The following is a 20,552-nucleotide window of genomic DNA, read 5'->3' as shown; positions in this document are numbered from 1 at the left end:
ATCACCAGAAGTCTGGGTTGATCAGAACTTGTAGTTCGCGTTCAGGAAGATCGTACGGCCGCGCGGGTCGTACATGGTGACGTCATAGCCGGTCTGGAACTGGTTGCTGGCCGGCACATAGATGTCAGGCACCTTGTCCGACAGGTTCTTCACACCCAGTCCCAGCGACAGGTTCTTGATGCCGCGGTAGACAACAGCCGCATCGAACAGCGAGTACGCACCCACATAGGTCGGCTTGTCGTTCAGATCGTTGCCAGCGCGGTAGCGCGAGGTGTAGTTCTGCGTCACCGAACCGGTCCAGCTGCCCAGCGTGTAGGCGGCAGTCAGGCCATGCTTCCAACGCAGGATCACACCGCCGTCGTCAGCGCCGAGAACCGGCGTGCCATCGGCTTCAACAATGGTGCCGACCTTGCGCGACAGATTGCCGCTCGGGCTGGTCTGGTCGAACTTGGTCATGTAGGTGCCGTTCAACACCAAGTCCAGTCGGCCCGGGCCCACATCCGCGCGGAAGTTGGCGAACAGGTCAACACCTTCGACATTGGCCTGGCCCAGGTTCGAGGTCACGGTGACCACTTGGTCGATGTCGTTGCCGCTCAGCGTCACCAGGTTCTTGAAAGCCGGATCGCCTGCACGGAAACGCGACACCACTTCCTGTGCGCCCGGGGTCTGGATGATGTTGTCGATGCGGATCTTGAACGCATCCAGGCCGACCGACAGATTGCGGTTCGGCGACAGCACCAGACCGAACACCGTGGCCTTGGACTCTTCAGGCTTCAGGTTGATGTTGCCACCGGTCACGCCCTTCACCTGCAGGTCGGTTTGGCCGGTTGCCGGATCGTCGAACTGCTCGGTGGTGCCGATGTTCTGCGGCTGATACAGGTCAGGCAGCGTCGGCGCACGGAAGCCGGTGTTGTGCGATGCGCGCACCAGCACCATCTTGCTGGGGCGCCATGTGCCGCTCAACTTATAGGTGTTGGCCGTGCCGAAGTCGTTGTAGCGGTCGGTACGCACCGCAGCGGTGGCCTCGACATTCTTGATCACCGGGATGACCAGCTCGCCGAAGGCTGCCTTGACGTTGCGGTCCTTGTTGATCGCGAACGCCGCGCCGCCAGCACCGGCGATGTCGCCCGTGCCAGGCTTTTCAGCCGGGGTGCGGCTCAGGCTGTCCTTGCGCGCTTGCACGCCAGCGGCGTACTGCACCATGCCAGCCGGCAGAGAAAACAACTCGCCCGTCAGGCGGCCGTCGAAGCCTTGGTTCTTGGACAGAGCGTCCAGCGACGGGCCGATGTAGGCGGCAGCCTTCAGCTTCTCGGCCAGCTGGCCGGTCTGCAGGCCACCCGGAGCCCAGGGGTTCCAGTTGTTGGCCGGGTCATTGATGATGCGGTTGTAGTCAGTCACCGAGAACACGCCACCGGTGTACTTGCCGGCCAGCTTGCTCTGGTTGTCCATGAAGGCGACTTCATAGTCCTGGTTGGCAATCGTGCCGCGAGCACCCACCACCACGCGCGACTGCGTCGACTTGTCCGTGGTCTGGCGACCGCCGTAGTCGAACACGCGCGACGTAATCGCCAACGGCTGGCCGATCAAGGCGGTGTAGCCGTACTTCGCCAGGTAGTCGGCCGCGATCTTGTAGTTGGGGTTGGACGGGTACAGGATCAGCGAAGGATCCACCTTCTCGGCTTCCAGGCGGGCGTTCGAGCCGGCGGCAAAGCCACGGCGCAGCGGCGGCGTCTGGAAGGTCTGCACCACTTCGCTTTCGGAGTAGAGCACGTCAGCGAACAGCTCATGGTCCTTGTTCAGCTGCAGGCCGAAGTTGCCGGTCAAGGCCATCAGCTCACGGGCCGGCACCAGGCCAACGAAGGGGCCGGTGTCGAAGGCGCAGTACGGCGCACCGACCTTCAGCGTAGGAGAAACTTTGTTGGTCGGGGTGGGGTTCAACACCATGCTGATGTCGCCGCACTTGCCTTGATCGGCCAGCGGGTTGCCGTAGCCGGTGCCAGGAGAGGTTCCGAAATTCGGCTGACGGTCGTCCGGGTACTTGCCCGGATTCACCGCGCCTTCGATATTGCCCTGGCCGGTGGCACCGGACGAGTAGTACGGCAGCACCGTCGCTGTCCGGGTGAAGTCCCGGTCGCGGCCGAACAGGGCGGTTTCCTTCTCGAAGGTACCCGACACCACAGCGCGGAACTTGGTGCCATCGCCGAAGCCTGCGGTGATGCTGGCGCGCTCGGTCTTGCCGCCGCCATCGCCCGTGGGCGTGCTGGCGTAGGCAGCCAGCTCGACGCCCGTCATGGACTTGGTCAGGATGAAGTTGACCACGCCGGCCATGGCGTCCGAACCGTAGATGCTGGAAGCACCGTCCTTGAGCACTTCAACGCGCTCGATCGCGGCCAGCGGGATCGATGCCACGTTGACAGCGGCGCTGCCCGATGCGAAGGTGGCCAGACGGCGGCCGTTGACCAGCACCAGGGTACGCGCAGAATCCAGACCGCGCAGCGACACCGTGGAGTTGCCGTAGGTGGTGTTGCCGGCGCCTTGCGTGGTCGCTATGCCGCCAGCGGAAGACAGAGCGGAGATGCCCTGCAACAGAGCCTCGACGCTGGTCACGCCCGAACGCGCGATGTCCTGCTTGGTGACGACCTGCACCGGCACAGCGGTTTCAGCGTCGATACGACGGATGGACGAACCCGTGATCTCGACGCGCTCCAGCTTGGCTTCCTGGGCGTAAGCGCCCGTCGTCGGCAGCAGGCTGCCGCTGCCGATGGCCAGCAGCGCAGCCGCGCAAACCTTGGATTTCTTGAAAGTGTTCACACCTACTCCTTGTGTTGATCGGGCCTCGGCCCTTGAAAGCCACCCAGCATCGTGAGCACGGATGGCGAGCAAATCGAAAAGCACAGTCATTCTGCTGAGACAGCGACCATCAGCCATGCCGGGCTTCCACCTAGCCTCAAGACGCAGGGCCAGACGCGATCGCCCAAGTCTGCAAGGCGCCCCTCAACAACACCTTAAAAAACAAGGGCTTAGGCCAAAAGTCATAGGGTCAGGCCCGATGCCAGAGGCGAAAATTCACAGCCTCGTCACAATCGCGACCCTTCAGTTACGGGTGATTTCGTGGCCGCGCAGCAACAATGCGCGACTGGCTCGGACAGAGCGGGCGGGCACAAGCGGCAGCCCGCCCTGGACGCGCAGGGCAACGGGCGCCGTTTGCAGCGCCCCGCCGCCTGTTCTCAGGCGCCTGCTTTGACCTTCAGGCGCCAGGCGTGCAGCAGCGGCTCGGTGTAGCCGCTAGGCTGCTCCTTGCCCTTGAACACCAGATCCAGCGCGGCCTGGAAGGCGGCACCGCTGGGGTTCGCAGCCAGGCTCTTGTAGAGCGCATCGCCGGCGTTCTGCTCGTCCACCACCTTGGCCATGCGGGCAAAGGTCTCGCGCACCTGCGCTTCGCTCACCACGCCGTGGTGCAGCCAGTTGGCGATGTGCTGGCTGGAGATGCGCAACGTGGCGCGGTCCTCCATCAAGCCGACATTGTGGATGTCGGGTACCTTGGAGCAGCCCACGCCCTGGTCGATCCAGCGCACCACATAGCCCAGGATGCCCTGCACATTGTTGTCCAGCTCCTGCTGGCGCTCGGCGGCGCTCCACTCGGCCTTGGCGACCACGGGGATGCTCAAGAGCCTGTTCAGGATGTCATGGCGCTCGGCATCGGCGTCGATCTTCTCCAGCTCCTGCTGGACGGCCGCGACGCTGACCTGGTGGTAGTGCAGCGCATGCAGCGTGGCGGCGGTCGGCGACGGCACCCAGGCGGTGTTGGCGCCGGCCTTGGGGTGGCCGATCTTCTGCTCCAGCATCGCTGCCATCAGGTCCGGCATGGCCCACATGCCCTTGCCGATCTGGGCACGGCCGCGCAGGCCGCAAGACAGGCCGGTCAGCACATTGGCGCGCTCGTAGGCCTGGATCCAGGCGCTCGCCTTCATATCGCCCTTGCGCAGCATCGGGCCGGCCAGCATTGCGGTGTGCATCTCATCGCCGGTGCGGTCCAGGAAGCCGGTGTTGATGAAGGCCACGCGACTGGCGGCGGCGGCGATGCAGGCCTTGAGGTTGACGCTGGTGCGGCGCTCCTCGTCCATGATGCCCAGCTTCACGGTGCTGTCTGGCAGACCCAGCATCTGCTCGACGCGGCTGAACAGCTCGGCAGCAAACGCCACCTCGGCCGGGCCGTGCATCTTGGGCTTGACGATGTAGACCGAGCCCTTGCGCGAGTTGCAAAGGCCGTTCTTGCCGTGGCGCTGCAAGTCATGCAGCGCGATGGTGGTGGTGATGACGGCATCCATGATGCCCTCGGGGATCTCGCGGCCGGCCTCCAGCAGGATGGCCGGGTTCGTCATCAGGTGGCCGACATTGCGCACGAACATCAGTGAGCGGCCATGCAGCACGACCTCGCCGTTGCCGTTCGCTGAGGTGTAGCGGCGGTCCGGGTTGAGACTGCGGGTGAAGCTCTTGCCGCCCTTGCTGACTTCCTCGGTCAGCGTGCCCAGCTGGATACCCAGCCAGTTGCTGTAGGCCAGCAGCTTGTCCTCGGCATCGACCGCGGCGACCGAGTCTTCCAGGTCCAGGATGGTGGACAGCGCCGACTCGACGATCAGATCGCTGACGCCGGCCGCATCGCTCTTGCCAATGGCGGTGCCGCGATCGATCTGGATGTCCAGATGCAGGCCGTTGTGGACCAGCAGCACCGAGCTCGGCGCGCTGGCATTGCCCTGATAGCCGACGAACTGGGCCGCATCGGCCAGGCCGGTGCTGGCGCCGCCAATCAGGCTCACCACCAGACGGCCGTTCTCGACCCGGTAGCCGGCGGCATCCTTGTGCGAAGCGCCGGCCAGCGGCGCAGCCTGGTCCAGCACCTGGCGGGCATAGGCAATCACCTTGGCGCCGCGCACCGGGTTGTAGCCCTTGCCCTTCTCAGCGCCGTCGGTCTCGGGAATCGCATCGGTGCCATAGAGCGCGTCATAAAGCGAGCCCCAGCGCGCGTTGGCGGCGTTCAGCGCGTAGCGGGCGTTCAGGATCGGCACCACCAGCTGCGGGCCGGCCTGCAGCGCCAGCTCGGCATCGACCTTGGCGGTCGTCGCCTGCACCTGGGCCGGCATGGGCACGAGATAGCCGATGCGCTCCAGGAAAGCGCGGTAGGCCGGCATGTCCTGGATCGGGCCGGGGTGGGCGCTGTGCCACTGGTCCAGCTCGGCCTGCAGGCGGTCGCGCTCGGCCAGCAAGGCCAGGTTCTTGGGCGCCAGATCATGGGCGATCGCATCGAAGCCGGCCCAGAAGCTGGCGCTGCTGATGCCGGTGCCGGGCAGCACCTGCTCCTCGATGAAGCGGTAAAGCGGAGTGGCGACCTGGAGACGGTGGCAAGTGGTGCGTGCGGACATGATCGTGTGCCTCGACTTGGATGAACAAAAAATGGTGGCCGCCAAGGGCCCTTGATACTGAATCTACGTCAGGCTGGGGCTTCGATTCAGTGGCCTAAACGCATTGAATCCCTGATGTTTTTGCACAAATCACCACCGAATTCGGTTGCTTTCCAGGTCTGGGCACGCAATTATTCGCGCCATGGATCGCCTCAAACAGATCGAATCCTTCGTCGCCGTCGCCACCAAGGGCAGCCTGACTGCCGCTGCACAGCTGGAGGGCGTGGCCCCAGCCGTGATGGGGCGGCGCATCGACGCGCTGGAAGAGCGCCTGGGCGTCAAGCTGCTGGTGCGCACCACGCGACGCATCACGCTGACGCATGAGGGCAGCTCCTTCCTGGAGAGTTGCCAGCGCCTGCTGGTGGAAATCGCCGATGCCGAAGCGGGCGTCAGCGCCGGTGGCGTCAAGGCCAGCGGTCATCTGCGCGTCACAGCACCGGCCGGCTTCGGCCGCCGCCACGTCGCACCGCTGGTGCCCGAATTTCTGGCCCTGCATCAGGACCTGAGCCTGTCACTCAACCTGAGTGACCGGGTGGTGGACATCGTCAACGAAGGCTTCGACTGCGCGGTGCGGGTCGGCGATCTGGTCGATTCCAGCCTGGTCAGCATGCGCCTGGCCGACAACCGCCGCCTGTGCGTCGCGGCACCGGCTTACTTGAAGCGTGCCGGCGTGCCCAAGCACCCTAGCGAACTGGCCCGCCACCAATGTCTGGGCCTCAGTTCCGAAGCCAGCCAGAGCCGGGGCTGGGCCTTCTTGGTCGACGGCGAGCTGATGCACTGGCGGCCGGTCGGGCGGCTGGACTGCAGCGACGGCCAGGTCTTGCACGACTGGTGCGTCGCCGGCCTGGGCGTTGCCTGGCGCAGCATCTGGGAGGTGGAGGCCGACATCGAAGCCGGGCGCCTGCAAGCGCTGCTTGAAAGCTTCTCCGCTCCGCCCAACGGCATCTTCGCGCTGGTGCCGCAACGCAAGCATCTGCCGCTGCGCGTGCGGCTGTGGATCGACTTCCTGAAGCTCAATTACGCGAACCCGGACTACTGGGCACGCGCGATGGCCAAGGACAGCCCGGGCTGAGCGCAACAGGGCGGCATGCCGCCCTGTCGATCCGGTAGCACTGGCTCTTTTACTTCGCAGCCGCGTCGGCCACGCACTTCTTGGTGAAGCTGGTCTTGGCGGCGCCAGCGAGTTTCTTCTCGGACGCCTTGGCTTCGCAGCTGGCTTCGGCCGTGGGCGCGGGAGCCGATGCAGCGCCGCCGGCATCCGCCACACACTTCTTCGTGAAACTGGTCTTGGCCGCACCGGCGAGCTTCTTCTCGGCGGCCTTGGCATCGCAGGCAGCCGCAGCATCCGAGCCCCCCGCATCAGCCACGCATTTCTTGGTGAAGCTGGTCTTGGCAGCGCCGGACAGCTTCTTCTCAGCCGCCTTGGCTTCGCAGGCCTGGGCGGCATCGGCAGCATGGGCATTGAAAGCCGCGAGAGTCAGACAGGCCAGCAGGACGGACAGGCGATTCTTCAGCATGGTCGGGAAGCTCCAGGTGGATGATCGAGTAAGGGGGGAGGATCAGGACTTGCCATCACGCAGGTCCTGACGGCAGCCTAACGCAGCCGGATGCCGCCGCGATTACATGATTCGGCGTGGATGCGAAAGTTGCTCATGCGCCGCATGCAGGCGGCGCACCAGGACCTGGATGAAGGCGCGGTCGAAGCGGTGCTGGCATTCCGGGCTGAGCAGCCCCAGCGACTCGGGCGTAAAGGAGATGGTCGTGCAGATCTCGCTGACCTTGATGTCGGTGCTGTGGCGCCGCAGCTCCGGGTTCGGCGCCAGATAGGCCATCTCGCCCACCGAAGTGCCCTGGCCCAGCGTCGCGACTTTGGCGCCGTCGCGGAACACCTCCACCTCGCCCTGGGCAATGATGTGGAAGGTGCTGCCCTCCTGGCCCTTCTTGTAGAGCGCGTGTTCGAGCGGAAAGCGTCGCCAGCGCGCGCGGTGCACCACCTCCCACAGTTCGACATCACCGAAGTCGGCGAAGAACTCCAGTTCGCGCAGCATGTTGAAGCGCTCGGAGTCCTTGACCTCGTACAGGCGCGCCAGCGGCACCAGCTGGCGCGACACGAGCTCGGAAAGCGCCTTGGCAAAGGCCTCCCAGTCGGCGTAGCGCTCCCCCGGATGCTTGGCCAGCGCGCGCAGGATCACCGCATCCAGCTCGGGCGTCACGCCGCTGCGCAGCCCCTGCAGGGAGGTCGGCGCCTGGTGGTAGATCTGGTGCATCAGCGCCATCTGATTGGGCGCATCAAAGGGCGGGCGCCCCGCCACCAGGTGATAGAGCACGGCGCCCAGCGCATAGATGTCCGCGCGGCTGTCGACATCGCCGCCCTCGATCTGCTCCGGCGGCATATAGGCCAACGAACCGACGCGGTGTACCTGGGTGGAGTCCGAGTTGAGGTTCAGCGCACTGCCGAAGTCGCTGATCTTCACATCCGTCACCACGCCTTGCGCGTCGAGCACAGCCAGCAGATTGGCCGGTTTGACGTCGCGATGGATCAGGCCCTGGCGGAACACATAGGACAGCGCCATCGCGCACTTGAAGCCCAGCTCGACGATCTGGTCCAGCGGCAGCAGGCGGTCGCTGCGGCAGAAGTGCTTGAGCGTCACGCCCGGCACGTACTCCATCACCAGATAGGGCGCCATCTCGTCCGGCACCGCATCCAGGATCTGTACCACGTTGGGATGCTGGAAGCGCCCGGCCAGCGCCGCCTCTGCCGCGTAGAACCGGAAGGGGAACTGATCACCCGGGCCTCCACGGCTGCTCAGTGCCCAGGCCCGCACGCGCTTGATGGCCACCTCCACGTCGTGGAAATCGTCGCGCCCCAGAAACACATCGCTGGTCGCGCCCTCGCCCAGGCGGCGCAGCACGCGGTACTTGCCGATGAATTTCGGCAGGTCGGAGGCGGCTGGCTCAGGCGTGCCTGGCGCGATGGCGGACATGGGCCCCATCATACTGAGCCCCGTAGAATCGCAGCATGATTCAAGCCAAGCAGGATTTGCTCGCCGCCCTGGGCGAGGCCATCCAAGAACTGAGCCCCGGCGCCGATCTGGCCGCCGCTTTCGAGTCCCCCAAGCAAGCCAGTCACGGTGACTTTGCCTGCACTGCCGCGATGCAACTGGCGCGCCCCCTGAAGAAGAACCCGCGCGAGCTGGCTCAAGGCCTGATCGAGGCACTGCAGCGCCGCGCGGCCTTCCAGACCTGGGTCGACAGCCTGGAAATCGCCGGCCCCGGCTTCATCAACATCCGCCTCAAAGCCGCCGCCAAGCAGGCCGTGGTCAAGGAGGTGCTGGAAGCCGGCGCCGCCTTCGGCAGCCAGACCGCCAACGGTCAGCATGTCATGGTCGAGTTCGTCTCGGCCAACCCGACCGGCCCGCTGCACCTGGGCCACGCCCGCCAGGCCGCGCTGGGCGACTCGATCTGCAGCCTGTTCGCCACCCAGGGCTGGGATGTCACGCGCGAGTTCTATTACAACGACGCCGGCGTCCAGATTGCCACCCTGGCCAATTCGACGCAGTGCCGCCTGAAGGGCCTCAAGCCCGGTGACGCGGGCTGGCCCGAGTCGGCCTACAACGGCGACTACATCCAAGACATCGCCGACGCCTTTTTGCGCAAAGAAACCGTCAAGGCCGATGACCGCGAGTTCACCGCCTCCGGCGATATCGACGACCTCGACGGCATCCGCCAGTTCGCGGTGGCCTATCTGCGCCATGAGCAGGACCTGGACCTGCAGGCTTTCGGCCTGAAGTTCGACCACTACTTCCTCGAATCCAGCCTCTACAGCACGGGCCGCGTGGAGGCGACCGTCGCCAAGCTGATCGCCAACGGCAAGACCTACGAGCAGGACGGCGCGCTGTGGCTGCGCTCCACCGACTACGGTGACGACAAGGACCGCGTGATGCGCAAGTCCGACTGCACGTACACCTACTTCGTGCCCGACGTCGCCTATCACATCAACAAATTCGAGCGCGGCTTCACCAAGTGCGTGAACATCCAGGGCACCGACCACCACGGCACGATCGCGCGCGTGCGCGCCGGCCTGCAGGCCGCAGATGTCGGCATCCCGCAGGGCTTCCCGGACTACGTGTTGCACAAGATGGTGCTGGTGATGAAGGGCGGCGAGGAGGTCAAGCTCTCCAAGCGCGCCGGCTCCTATGTAACGGCACGCGACCTGATCGACTGGACCAGCCGCGATGCGGTGCGCTTCTTCCTCATCAGCCGCAAGGCTGATACCGAATTCACCTTCGACATCGATCTGGCGCTGCAGCAGAACGACGAGAACCCGGTGTTTTACGTGCAGTACGCGCATGCGCGCATCTGCTCGGTGATCCGCCAGTGGGCGGCCAACGGCGGCGTCGAGGCCGACCTGCCGGGCGCCGAGCTGGCGCTGCTGAATGCACCGGCCGAGACGGCGCTGATGCTCAAGCTGGCCGACTACCCGCGCATGCTCGGCGGCGCAGCCGAAGGCCTCGCGCCGCACGATGTAACTTTCTACCTGCGCGACCTCGCCGCCGCCTTCCACAGCTACTATGCGGCCGAACGCTTCCTGACCGATGACGACGCCCTGACCCGCGCGCGCATGGCCCTGCTGGCCGCGACGCGGCAGGTGCTGGGCAATGCCCTGGCAGTGCTGGGTGTCAGCGCACCGGAAGCGATGGCACGCGAAACGACGGAGAACCCATGAGCAAAGGCGAGGGCACACAACAGCGCAGCGGACAACGCGGCGGGCAGCGCGGCGGATTCGTACTCGGCCTGATCGTCGGCCTGCTGCTGGGCCTGGGCCTGGCGCTGGGCGTGGCGCTCTACGTCACCAAGGTGCCCATCCCCTTCATCGACAAGGTGCCGCAGCGCAGCGCCGAGCAGGACGCGGCGGAAGCCGAGCGCAACCGCAACTGGGACCCGAACGCCGGTTTGGCTGGTAAGGGCAGCAAGGCGGCCAGTGGCGTGGTCAGCGGAGCCCCGGCACCCGCGCCGGCCACGCCAGCCAGCGCCGCAGCGCCGGCACCTGCGCCCGCCGTCACCGCGGCAGCTTCGGCCGCACAAGCCCCAACAGGCAAGGCCCCTGCCGCCTCGGCCGCCAAAGCCGAGCCCAAGGGCGACAGCAAAGCCGCCACGGCGCCGGCTGCAGCTGACCCCTACGTCTACTTCGTGCAAGCCGGTGCGTATGTGAAGGCCGAGGACGCCGAGGCTCAGCGCGCCAAGCTGGCGATCCAGGGCTTCGTGGCCAAGGTCTACGAGCGCGAACAAGCAGGTCGCACCGTGCACCGTGTGCGCATGGGGCCGCTGGACAACCGCGAGGAGGCCGAGGCCCTGCAGCGCAAGCTGGAAGGCGCCGGCATCGAGGCCAATCTGGCGCGCGTCCAGCGCTGACCACATGCCTTGAGCCGGCATGCCTGCCGGCCATGGGCTGATCCCCTGTACGCACAAAGTCAAGCCGCTGCGTTTAGCATGCAGCCAAAGGGCCATGCCGGCCCCAACGGCTTCAAGCACAGTCAAAACAAGGAATTCAGGATGAAGCGTCGCGATTTCTCCTCCGCTCTGGGTCTGGGCGCCAGCACTCTGGCGCTGGGCATGCCCGGACTGAGCCTGGCGCAAGGTGGCCCGGTCGAAGGCCGCCACTACCAACGCCTGTCGCAGCCGCTGCCCACCGCAGCGGGCAAGATCGAGATCGTCGAGTTCTTCTGGTACGGCTGCCCGCACTGCCACGCCTTCGAGCCGGTGCTGAACGACTGGATCAAGCGTTTGCCCGCCGATGTCAGCTTCCGCCACGCGCATGTGGGTTTCCGCGGCCAGGTCAAGCTGCATCAGCGCCTGTTCTACGCGCTGGACGCCCTGGGCAAGGAAAAGGAACTGCGCGCACGCGTGTTCAGCGCCATGCACATGGAGAACCGCAGCCTCGACAGCGTCAAGGCAATGACGGCCTTCCTGACGCCCCTGGGCGTAGATGCCGCCAAGTTCGAGCAGGCCTACAACTCCTTCGGCGTGCAGACCAAGTGCCAGCAGGCCGACAAGCTGGTCGAGTCCTTCCGAGTCGACGGCGTGCCGGCCATCGGCATCGGCGGCCGCTTCCTGACCTCTCCCTCGCTGTCCACCGGCGGCGTGCGCGTGAGCGAAGTGGAATCCGGCGTGCGTGCCCTGGCGGTGACGGATTACCTGATTCAGCAAATTCGCTCGGGCAAGGGCTGAGCCCGGCCTGTGCGGGGCTAGAATGGTCCGCAAGAACTGTGCCACCATGCCCAAGCCCCTCGCCTCGCCCTTTCGCCAGCTGTCCGCAGCGCTCGCCTTGGCTTTGCTGGCCGCAGCGGGCCTGCCTGAGCAGGCGCAGGCCGAGAAGGCGGATCGCGACAAGGCGCTGAACATCGTTTCCGAGAAGGGCGGCGTCTATGACGCCGTCAAGCAGCACACCGAGTTCAACGGTGATGTGATCTTGAGTAAGGGCTCGATGTTGCTTCGCGCCGAGACCTTGTCCCTGCGTGAAACTCGCGACGGCTACATCCTGGCGTCGGCCGTGGGCAAGGCGGGCCAGCCGGTCAGCTTCCGGCAGGCGCGCGATGTGCCTGGCGAGAGCATCGAGGGCGTCGCCGGCCAGCTTGAGTACGACAGCCGCAGCGACACGGTGCGTTTCATCGGCGCAGCCACGGTGCGGCAGATGCGCGGCACCACCGTGCTGCGGGAAGTTTCCGGCGCCTTGCTGGTCTATGAGAACCGCAGCGAACGGCTGTCGATCGAAGGCGGCCAGGCGTCACCGAATCCGCGCGGCAGTGTGCGCATGACCATCATGCCGCGCAGTGCCACCGAGCCGTCGGCACCTGCGTCAGCGGTGCCGCTGCAGGCCGTGCCGCCTGTGCCACGCAATCCCTCATGACGGTCAGCGCGCAGTCCCATCGCCCGACGCTGGAAACGGGCCCTGTCAGTCGTCTGGAAGCTGACGGCCTGCAGAAAAGCTATGGGGTGCGCAAGGTCGTCAAGGACGTGCACCTGGACGTGCACAGCGGCGAAGTGGTCGGCCTGCTCGGCCCCAACGGCGCCGGCAAGACCACCAGTTTCTACATGATCGTCGGCCTGGTGCGCGCCGATGCCGGCGAGATCCGCATCGACGGCCAGCCGGTGCAGCGCCTGCCCATCCACAAGCGCTCGCGCCTGGGCCTGTCCTATCTGCCGCAGGAAGCCTCGATCTTCCGCAAGCTGACGGTGGAGCAGAACATCCGCGCGGTGCTGGAACTTCAGCAGGATGACAAGGGCCGCCCGCTGCCGCCCCAGCGCATCCAGGAAATGCTCGAAGGCCTGCTGGCTGATCTCAGCATCGAGAAGCTGCGCGACAGCCCGGCACCCGCACTCTCGGGCGGCGAGCGCCGCCGCGTCGAGATCGCCCGGGCGCTGGCCACGCAGCCGCGCTTCATCCTGCTGGACGAGCCTTTCGCAGGTGTCGATCCGATTGCGGTGCTGGAGATCCAGCGCATCATCCGCTTTCTGAAGAGCCGCGGCATCGGCGTGCTGATCACCGATCACAACGTGCGCGAGACCCTGGGCATCTGCGACCGCGCCTACATCATCAGCGAGGGCGCCGTGCTGGCCGAGGGCACGCCGCTGGAAATCGTCGAGAACCCTGACGTACGCAAGGTCTACCTCGGCGAACACTTCCGGATGTGATGCCAGTGACCCGGCCATGAAACAGTCACTGCAGGTTCGCCTCAGCCAGCATCTGGCACTCACGCCGCAGTTGCAGCAATCAATCCGGCTGCTTCAGCTCTCGACCTTGGAGCTGAACCAGGAAGTCGAGCAGATGCTGGCGCAGAACCCGCTGCTGGAGGCTGACGAAGACTACGGCGATGTGCCGATGCCCGAAGCGCCGGAACTGCCGCGCAGCAAGGCCACGGAAGGCGATGCCGGCGACAGCCCCTCGGGTGGTGAAGCCGAGACCACCCCGGAAATCCAGGCCGAGGACTTCGGCACCACCGAGCGCGAGGACTGGGAGAACGGCACCGAGCGCGACGACTTCGACGGCATCCGCGAACTGCCCGGCAACAGCTCGGGCAGCGGCAGCGACGAGGACGGCGAGCGCCAGGACCAAGAGTCCGCCGAAATCAGCCTGCAGGAGCATCTCTACCAGCAGCTCGCCGGCATGACGCTCAGCGATGAAGACAAGGCGGCACTGCATGTGCTGATCGAGTCGCTCAACGAGGATGGCTACCTCGAAGACAGCCTCGAAGAGCTGACCGAAGCGCTGGCCGGCGCCGAGTCCGAGCCTGAGCAGCGCGAAGAACTGCTGGACCATCTGCGCTGTGCGCTGAAGTGGCTGCAGAGCATGGATCCGGTGGGTGTGGGGGCGCACGACCTGGCGGAATGCCTGACGCTGCAGTTGCGCGCCCTGCCGCGCAGCCAGGTCCAGGTGGTGGCGATCCTGATCTGCAAGCAGTATCTGGAGCTGCTGGCCAAGCGCGACCTCAAGCGGCTGATGTCGCTGACAGGCGCCGACGAAGCACTGCTGCGCGAAGCGCAGGCGCTGATCGCCAGCCTGGAACCTAAGCCCGGACGGCCGTTCGCGCGCGGCCAGGCCCAGGCCGTGATTCCGGATGTGATCGTGCAAAAGGTGGGGCGCGATTTCCGCGTGATGCTCAACCCCGAGGTGGCGCCCAAGCTGCGTATCAACGAGCTCTACGCCCAGGCACTGCGCGCCACGCGCGGCGGCATCAGCAACTCGCCGCTGGGCACGCAGCTGCAGGAGGCGCGCTGGTTCATCAAGAACATCCAGCAGCGCTTCGACACCATCTTGCGTGTCTCGCAAGCCATCGTCGAACGCCAGAAAGGCTTCTTCACGCATGGCGAGTTGGCGATGAAGCCGCTGGTGCTTCGCGAGATCGCCGACGAGCTGGGTCTGCACGAATCGACCATCTCGCGCGTCACCACCGCCAAGTACATGGCCACGCGCTTTGGCACCTTCGAGCTGAAGTTCTTCTTCGGCTCAGGCCTGTCGACCGAGGCTGGCGGCAATGCGTCGAGCACGGCCGTGCGGGCGCTGATCAAGCAGTTCGTCAGCGCCGAGGACCCGGCCAAACCGCTGTCGGACAGCACCCTGGCCCAGATGCTCGAAGAACAGGGCATCCAGGTGGCGAGGCGCACCGTTGCCAAGTACCGCGAGGCGCTCAAGATTGCGCCAGCCAATCTGCGCAAGAGCCTCTGATTCCACGCCCGGCTCAGCCGCCTCGCGTTCAGCGCGAACGGTGAAGCCTATGCCGGTCTGACGCAGCGGGCGGCTCGCCAGGGGACAATAGGCCCTTGTTGACCGCCCAGCCTGCCATGTCCCGCTCCGACCTCCTCGACCTTTTTCTCTCCTGCCCTGCCGGCGTCGAACCCTGGCTGGAAGAGGAGGTGCGCGCCATCCTGCCCGGCACGCGCGTCGAAGCACTGCGCGGCGGCGTGGCGGTCAAAAGCGACGCCACGGGCGTGATGCGGCTCAATCTGGAGAGCCGGCTGGCGCAGCGCGTGCTGATTGAACTGGTCAGCGGCCCCTATGGCAGCGAGGACCACATCTACTCGCTGGCACGCAAGGTTGACTGGACGCAGTGGATCAGCGCCGCCAACACGATACGCGTTGACACCACTGCGCAGCGCTCGCCGCTGCGCTCGATCAACTTCGCCACGCTGCGCGTCAAGGACGCGATCTGCGACGCGCTGCGCGAGGCTAGCGGCGAGCGGCCCAGCGTCGACACCCGTTACCCGGATCTTCCGGTGGTGCTGCACCTGGGCGCCGAGTACGCCACGCTCTATGTCGACAGCTCGGGCGAGCCGCTGTTCAAGCGCGGCTGGCGCGAGGACAAGGGCGACGCGCCGCTGAAGGAGACCCTGGCCGCCGCGATGCTGGCCGCGGCCGGCTGGAAGGGCACGCCCGAGGCAGGTGGCGCGCTGCACGACCCCTGCTGCGGCTCCGGCACCATCGCGGTCGAGGCCGCGCAGATCGCCTGCGGCATCGCGCCGGGCATACAGCGCCGCTTCGCCTTCGAGCGCCTGCTGCCTTTCCAGTCGCTGCGCCCGCAATGGCAGCAGCTCAAGGACGCCGCCAAGGCGCGCGTGCATGCGCCGGCGGTGCCGATCTACTGCAGCGATGTGGCCTTCCGCATGGTCGACTTCGCGCGCCGCAATGCCGAACGCGCCGGCGTGGCGCAGTACATCCAGTTCAACGGCGGCGATGCGCTGGAGCGCCCCGCCCCCAGCCTGCCCGACGGCATGCCCGGCACGCTGATGCTGAACCCGCCGTACGGCGAGCGCATCGAGGTGCGCGGCAAGGCCGCGGCAGTGCGCGAGTCCAGCGGCTCGGAGCAGCGCGACACGACAGACGAATTTTTTCCCCGCCTGGCCGCACACTGGAAGCGCGCCTACACGCAGAGCGCCGCCGGCTGGACCGCCTGGATGCTGTGTCCAGACATGAAGCTGCCCAGCAAGATGCGCCTCAAGGAATCGCGCCGCATCCCGATGTGGAATGGCCCGATCGAGTGCCGCATGTTCCGCTTCGATCTGGTGGCCGGCTCGGCGCGCAAGACCTGACCCCAGCTCCAGGCCCGCTCAGGCGGGCTCAGTCCGGCGCCGGCTCGCCAGCCACAGCAGGGCCAGCCCGGTGGCCGCCAGCGGCAGCAGGCTGCCGACATTCATCCAGGTCCAGCCGCCGGTGGTGACCAGTGCGCCCGAGCTGAACGAGGTCACCGTCATGGTGGCGTAGATGCAGAAGTCCATCGCCGCCTGGGCGCTGGTGCGCTCTTCGGGCCGGTAGGTCTGGGTGAACAGCGTGGTGCCGCCGATGAACAGGAAGTTCCAGCCCACGCCCAGCACCAGCAGCGCCGCGATAAAGTGCATCAGGTCCACGCCCGACATCGCGATCAGCACACAGGCCAGGTTCAACAGCACGCCCACGCCCATCACCGGCAGCGCGCCGAAGCGCTTGATCAGGCTGCCGGTGAAGAAGCTGGGCACGAACATGCCCAGCACATGCCACTCCAGCACCAAGGCGGCGCTGTCGAAGGGATGCGCGCACTGCGCCATCGCGATCGGTGTCGCCGCCATCAGCAGGTTCATCACGCCGTAGCCCAGCGCCGCCGCCATGATGGCGACGACGAAGGTCGGCTGGCGCGCCAGCTCACGCACGCTGCGGCCGGCCGGCGCACCGGGCGCCGCCTGCGGCAAGGCCGGGAAGCGGATCAGCGACACCAGCGCCAATGAAGCCAGCGCCACGCCGATCAAGGCCAGATAGGCGCCCGCGAAGGGCTCGGCCAGCCACTGCTTGCTGGCGCTGGCCAGGTTGGGTCCTGCCACCGCACCGAGGATGCCGCCGGCCAGCACCCAGGAAATGGCCTTTTCCTTCATCTCCGCGGGCACCAGCTCGACCGCCGCAAATCGGTAGAGCCCCGCATTGGCGTTGTAGTAGCCGGCCAGCACGGTGGCCAGCACCAGCAGTCCGAACTGCCGCTGGCTGACGGCCCAGGCGGCCAGCGCACAGGCGCCCATCGCCGTCAGCAGGCCGAACTGGAAGGCGCGGCGCCGTCCCCATTGGCGCTGATGCCTGGCCACCAGTGGCGCAAACAGCGCGCCACCCGCCACATAGCCGCATACCGGCAGAGTCGCCATCCAGGCCTGCGGCGCCAAGGCCAGGCCGACCAGGCCGTTGATGGCGATGAAGCAGACGTTGTTGGTGAGAAAGAGGCCCTGGCAGGCGGTCAGCAGCAGCAGCTGGGGGTTCATCCTGCCAGCTCCTGCAGCGCCAACCAGGACAGCACCGCCACCGGTGCCGTGTCGGCGCGCAGGATGCGCGGCCCGAGCTGGGCTGCAAGAAAGCCGCGGCTGACGGCCGCCTGCTCCTCAGCCGGACTGAGTCCGCCTTCCGGGCCGCTGAGCACCAGCGTGCGCGTCGCCGCCATCGCGGCCAAACGCGCCAGCGGCTGGGCGGCGGTCGGGCTCAACAGCCAGCGGCGCTGCCCTGCCTCGGCTGCCGGCAAAGCGGCCAGCCAGGCCGCCAGCGTCTGCACCGGAGCAATCTCCGGCACCTGGGTGCGGCCGCTCTGTTCGCAGGCGGCTATTGCCACGCCGCGCCAATGCGCCACTTTCTTCTCGGCACGTTCAGCATTCAGGCGCAGCACCGAGCGCTCGCTCATCAGCGGCTGGATGGCATGCACGCCCAGCTCGGTGGCCTTCTCGACCAGCGCATCCATTCGGTCATTTGCGGGCATGGCCAAGGCCAGCGTCACCGCGTGCGACAGCTCGCGCTGAACCGGTTGCTGCGTCTGCAGGTGCACGCGCACCTCGCTGCGCCCCATCGCCAGCACCTCGGCCTGCCATTCGCCCCCCTGACCATCGAACAGCGTGATGGCGCTGCCAGGCTGCAGGCGCAGCACCTGGACATGGCGCGCCGCCGCAGGCGGCAGGCTGAGCTCGCCGGGCTGGGCCAGCGTTTGATCGACAAAGAAGCGCGGGGGCATGAGAAGCAGAAGAAAAGGCGGCAGCGGAATGGTCCAGGGACAGGAGTGTGCCAGCCCGGCATGCCGGCCGGCATCGGTGACCGGCTTCAGCTGCGGATGCCGACGGCCTGGCGCAACTCGTTCGCGACCTCCTCGCCCTTGGTCTGCGCCACGCGTTCGACCAGGCTGAGGGCGAGATCCTGCAGATCGGGCAGGTTCTGGCATTGCTCGATCTCCAGCGAGAACATATAGCGCTTCATCGCGCCGAGAGACTTTGCGCCATGGGCATTCAGGTAGGCGTAGAGCTGTTCATAGCCCATCGCGGGCGACTCACCGAAGGCGGCGAGCCGCCGCTGGGTCTTGTCGCTTTCCGGGGCAGCAGGCACCACGGCAGCCGGCGCTGCTGCAGCCCGGGCCGGCACCGCAGCAGAGGCGCCGATCAGCCCCTGCTCGAGCAGATAGGCCAGATCAGCCTCGCCCACACCCTGCACCAGGCTCAACCACTGCCGCGCTGGCTTGCTGCCATCGATCACCAGCAAGAGATTGCGCGCACTGCGCGACAGCGGCAGGGCGCGCGCCTTGATCTCGGCGCGGCCAGCTTCGGTCTTCTGGTAAGCCTGGTCCAGCATCGCTTGTCTCCCTCCGGATGCAGGCCGACTCTAGGCCCCTCCCAGCCTTTGCAGGCGGAACGCGGTCCTATTTCTTGTCGCGTAGTTCACGCCGCAGCACTTTGCCAACGGGCGTCTTGGGCAACTCGGTGCGGAACTCAACGATCTTGGGGCGCTTGTAGCCGGTCAGATTGGCTTCGCAGAAGGCACGCACCGCGGCCTCGGTCAGTTCGGGGTTGCGCTTGACGATCACCACCTTCACCGCTTCACCAGCCTTGTCGTCGGCCACGCCCACCGCCGCGCACTCCAGCACATCCGGCATCTGGGTCAGCACATCCTCGACTTCGTTCGGATAGACGTTGAAGCCGCTGACCAGGATCATGTCTTTCTTGCGGTCGACGATCTTGAAGTAACCGCGCTCGTCGACGATGCCGATGTCGCCGGTACGGAAGTAGCCGTCCGCAGTCATCACCTTGGCGGTCTCGTCCGGACGCTGCCAGTAGCCGGCCATCACCTGCGGACCGCGGATCGCGATCTCGCCGGTGGCGCCCAAGGTCGTGACTTCGCGGCCTTCGTCATCCAGCAGGCACAGCTCGGTGCTGGGCATCGGCATGCCGATGGTGCCGCTGTAGGTGGTGCTGTCGGTCGGATTGCAGCTCGCCACCGGCGAGGTCTCGGACAGGCCGTAACCCTCGACGATCGGGCAGCCGGTCTTCTCCAGCCACAGCTTGGCCGTGGCTTGCTGCACCGCCATGCCGCCGCCGACCGAGATCACCAGGCCGCTCCAGTCCACCGTATTGAACTGCGGATGGTTGGCCATCGCCAGGAACAGCGTGTTGACCGCCGGCAGGCTGTGGAAGCGATGCTTGGACAGTTCCTTGAACACGCTCGGCAGGTCGCGCGGATTCGTGATCAGGATGTTGCAGCCGCCCAGGTGCATGGACAGCATCATGTTCGTGGTGAAACCGAAGATGTGATACAGAGGCAGCGCGCAGACGCTCATCAGCTGCTCGCTCTGCGGGATCTTCTTCAGGGCCGGCTGGTACCAGGCTTCGGCCTGCAGCGTGTTGGCCACCAGATTGCGATGCAGCAGCACGGCACCCTTGGACACGCCGGTGGTGCCGCCGGTGTACTGCAGCACCGCGATGTCGTTGGGACCGACCTTGGGCGCGGTGTAGCTCAGGCCGCGGCCCTTGGCCAGCGCATCCTTGAAGCTGACGGCGCCCGGCAGCTCGAAAGGCGGCACCAGGCGCTTAACCTTGCGCACCACATAGTTGACGATCAGGCCCTTGGGGAAGCCCATCATCTCGCCCAGCGAGGCTAGCACCACATGCTTGGTCGGCACCTGCGCCAGGCAGGCCTGCAGCGTGGCAGCACTGGTCTCCAGGATCACGATGGCCTTGGCGCCCGAGTCCTTCAGTTGGTGCTCCAGCTCGCGCGGCGTGTAAAGCGGATTGACGTTCACCACCACCATGCCGGCACGCAGGATGGCCGCCACGGCAATCGGGTACTGCAGCGCGTTGGGCATCATGATGGCGACACGGTCGCCCTTCTCGAGACCCAGATTCTGGAAGTACGCGGCCAGCGCGCGCGAGGCCTCGTCGAGCTGGCCGAAGCTCATGCTCGAGCCCATCATCTTGTAGGCAGCACGCTCGGGATACTTCCTGAAGGCACTCTCCATCAGGTCCACGAGTGAGGGGTAGAGCTCGGCGTTGATCTCCGCAGGCACGCCCGCGGGGTAATGCTTGAGCCAGGTCTTCTCCATCTTTGTCTCCGATTTGAGCCGGGCATTGTCCCTGATGCGGGGGACTGATCCGCCTAGGGGATTCGATAGCGATTTCTAGAGCTTGGCGCCAAGAACCCCGAAAAAAAAGGTTCTTCGAAGAATTCCGGGGAAGGCTGGGGCCGATCCTTATGCTGATGCCGACAACGGCAAAGGCAGGAGGACGGGATGCTGGATCACAAGACACTGCAGGCGCTGGGCTGCTGGAAGGGCTACC

16 protein-coding genes are annotated in these 20,552 nt (G+C 66.2%); 8 read left to right on the top strand and 8 right to left on the bottom strand.

Annotated features, from left to right (window positions below):
• Positions 1-21: 21 nt before the first annotated feature.
• Positions 22-2,811: a TonB-dependent receptor gene (locus tag ACIQ67_RS12920; protein ID WP_397534780.1), complete on the bottom strand. Its 2,790-nt coding sequence runs from the start codon at positions 2,809-2,811 to the stop codon at positions 22-24.
• Between the two features lie 416 nt (positions 2,812-3,227).
• A complete protein-coding gene (locus ACIQ67_RS12915; RefSeq protein WP_397534779.1) occupies positions 3,228-5,420 on the bottom strand; it encodes a malate synthase G in 2,193 nt (730 codons plus the stop codon).
• A 181-nt stretch (positions 5,421-5,601) separates the two neighbouring features.
• On the opposite strand from ACIQ67_RS12915, the gene ACIQ67_RS12910 reads away from it, so the two are divergent.
• A complete protein-coding gene (locus tag ACIQ67_RS12910) occupies positions 5,602-6,531 on the top strand; it encodes a LysR family transcriptional regulator (protein ID WP_397534778.1) in 930 nt (309 codons plus the stop codon).
• 49 nt (positions 6,532-6,580) lie between these two features.
• On the opposite strand, the gene ACIQ67_RS12905 is transcribed toward ACIQ67_RS12910, so the two are convergent.
• Both ACIQ67_RS12905 and ACIQ67_RS12900 read right to left on the bottom strand, forming a co-directional pair.
• Positions 6,581-6,976, bottom strand: a complete 396-nt coding sequence (locus tag ACIQ67_RS12905) for a hypothetical protein (protein ID WP_397534777.1) — start codon at positions 6,974-6,976, stop codon at positions 6,581-6,583.
• A gap of 102 nt (positions 6,977-7,078) precedes the next feature.
• Positions 7,079-8,443, bottom strand: coding sequence for a serine/threonine-protein kinase (locus ACIQ67_RS12900; RefSeq protein ID WP_397534776.1), 1,365 nt, complete (start codon positions 8,441-8,443; stop codon positions 7,079-7,081).
• Between the two features lie 35 nt (positions 8,444-8,478).
• On the opposite strand from ACIQ67_RS12900, the gene argS reads away from it, so the two are divergent.
• From argS to ACIQ67_RS12865, 7 genes are all read left to right on the top strand, one after another.
• Positions 8,479-10,185, top strand: a complete 1,707-nt coding sequence (gene argS, locus ACIQ67_RS12895; protein ID WP_397534775.1) for an arginine--tRNA ligase — start codon at positions 8,479-8,481, stop codon at positions 10,183-10,185.
• Positions 10,182-10,871: an SPOR domain-containing protein gene (locus ACIQ67_RS12890; protein WP_397534774.1), complete on the top strand. Its 690-nt coding sequence runs from the start codon at positions 10,182-10,184 to the stop codon at positions 10,869-10,871. The genes argS and ACIQ67_RS12890 overlap by 4 nt, the downstream gene beginning before the upstream one ends.
• A gap of 141 nt (positions 10,872-11,012) precedes the next feature.
• Positions 11,013-11,687 carry a thiol:disulfide interchange protein DsbA/DsbL gene (locus tag ACIQ67_RS12885; protein WP_397534773.1) on the top strand — a complete coding sequence of 225 codons (675 nt, stop codon included), beginning with the start codon at positions 11,013-11,015 and terminating at the stop codon, positions 11,685-11,687.
• Positions 11,688-11,733: 46 nt separating this feature from the next.
• Positions 11,734-12,366 carry a lipopolysaccharide transport periplasmic protein LptA gene (gene lptA / locus ACIQ67_RS12880; protein ID WP_397534772.1) on the top strand — a complete coding sequence of 211 codons (633 nt, stop codon included), beginning with the start codon at positions 11,734-11,736 and terminating at the stop codon, positions 12,364-12,366.
• The gene (gene lptB / locus ACIQ67_RS12875; protein ID WP_397534771.1) at positions 12,363-13,151 is read left to right on the top strand and encodes an LPS export ABC transporter ATP-binding protein; all 789 of its coding nucleotides are present in this window, start codon (positions 12,363-12,365) and stop codon (positions 13,149-13,151) included. Before lptA ends, lptB begins: the two co-directional genes overlap by 4 nt.
• Positions 13,152-13,167: 16 nt before the next feature.
• Positions 13,168-14,682 carry an RNA polymerase factor sigma-54 gene (locus ACIQ67_RS12870; RefSeq protein WP_397534770.1) on the top strand — a complete coding sequence of 505 codons (1,515 nt, stop codon included), beginning with the start codon at positions 13,168-13,170 and terminating at the stop codon, positions 14,680-14,682.
• Between the two features lie 116 nt (positions 14,683-14,798).
• On the top strand, positions 14,799-16,043 hold the full coding sequence (locus ACIQ67_RS12865; protein WP_397534769.1) for a class I SAM-dependent RNA methyltransferase: 1,245 nt from the start codon (positions 14,799-14,801) through the stop codon (positions 16,041-16,043).
• Between the two features lie 18 nt (positions 16,044-16,061).
• Here ACIQ67_RS12865 and ACIQ67_RS12860 read toward each other — a convergent pair whose 3' ends face one another.
• From ACIQ67_RS12860 to ACIQ67_RS12845, 4 genes are all read right to left on the bottom strand, one after another.
• A complete protein-coding gene (locus ACIQ67_RS12860) occupies positions 16,062-17,231 on the bottom strand; it encodes an MFS transporter (RefSeq protein WP_397534768.1) in 1,170 nt (389 codons plus the stop codon).
• Positions 17,228-17,965 carry a 16S rRNA (uracil(1498)-N(3))-methyltransferase gene (locus ACIQ67_RS12855; RefSeq protein ID WP_397534767.1) on the bottom strand — a complete coding sequence of 246 codons (738 nt, stop codon included), beginning with the start codon at positions 17,963-17,965 and terminating at the stop codon, positions 17,228-17,230. The genes ACIQ67_RS12860 and ACIQ67_RS12855 overlap by 4 nt, the downstream gene beginning before the upstream one ends.
• An 86-nt stretch (positions 17,966-18,051) precedes the next feature.
• Entirely contained in the window at positions 18,052-18,573 is a 522-nt protein-coding gene (locus ACIQ67_RS12850; protein ID WP_397534766.1) for a hypothetical protein, read from the bottom strand.
• Between the two features lie 67 nt (positions 18,574-18,640).
• On the bottom strand, positions 18,641-20,317 hold the full coding sequence (locus ACIQ67_RS12845; RefSeq protein WP_397534765.1) for a long-chain-fatty-acid--CoA ligase: 1,677 nt from the start codon (positions 20,315-20,317) through the stop codon (positions 18,641-18,643).
• Positions 20,318-20,552: the final 235 nt, after the last annotated feature.

It is taken from the genome of Roseateles sp. (genome assembly GCF_044373315.1).
Lineage (GTDB): Bacteria > Pseudomonadota > Gammaproteobacteria > Burkholderiales > Burkholderiaceae_C > JACDQM01.
The sequence above is the reverse complement of the archived record's forward strand: the minus strand, read 5'-3'. Positions and strand labels throughout refer to the sequence as shown.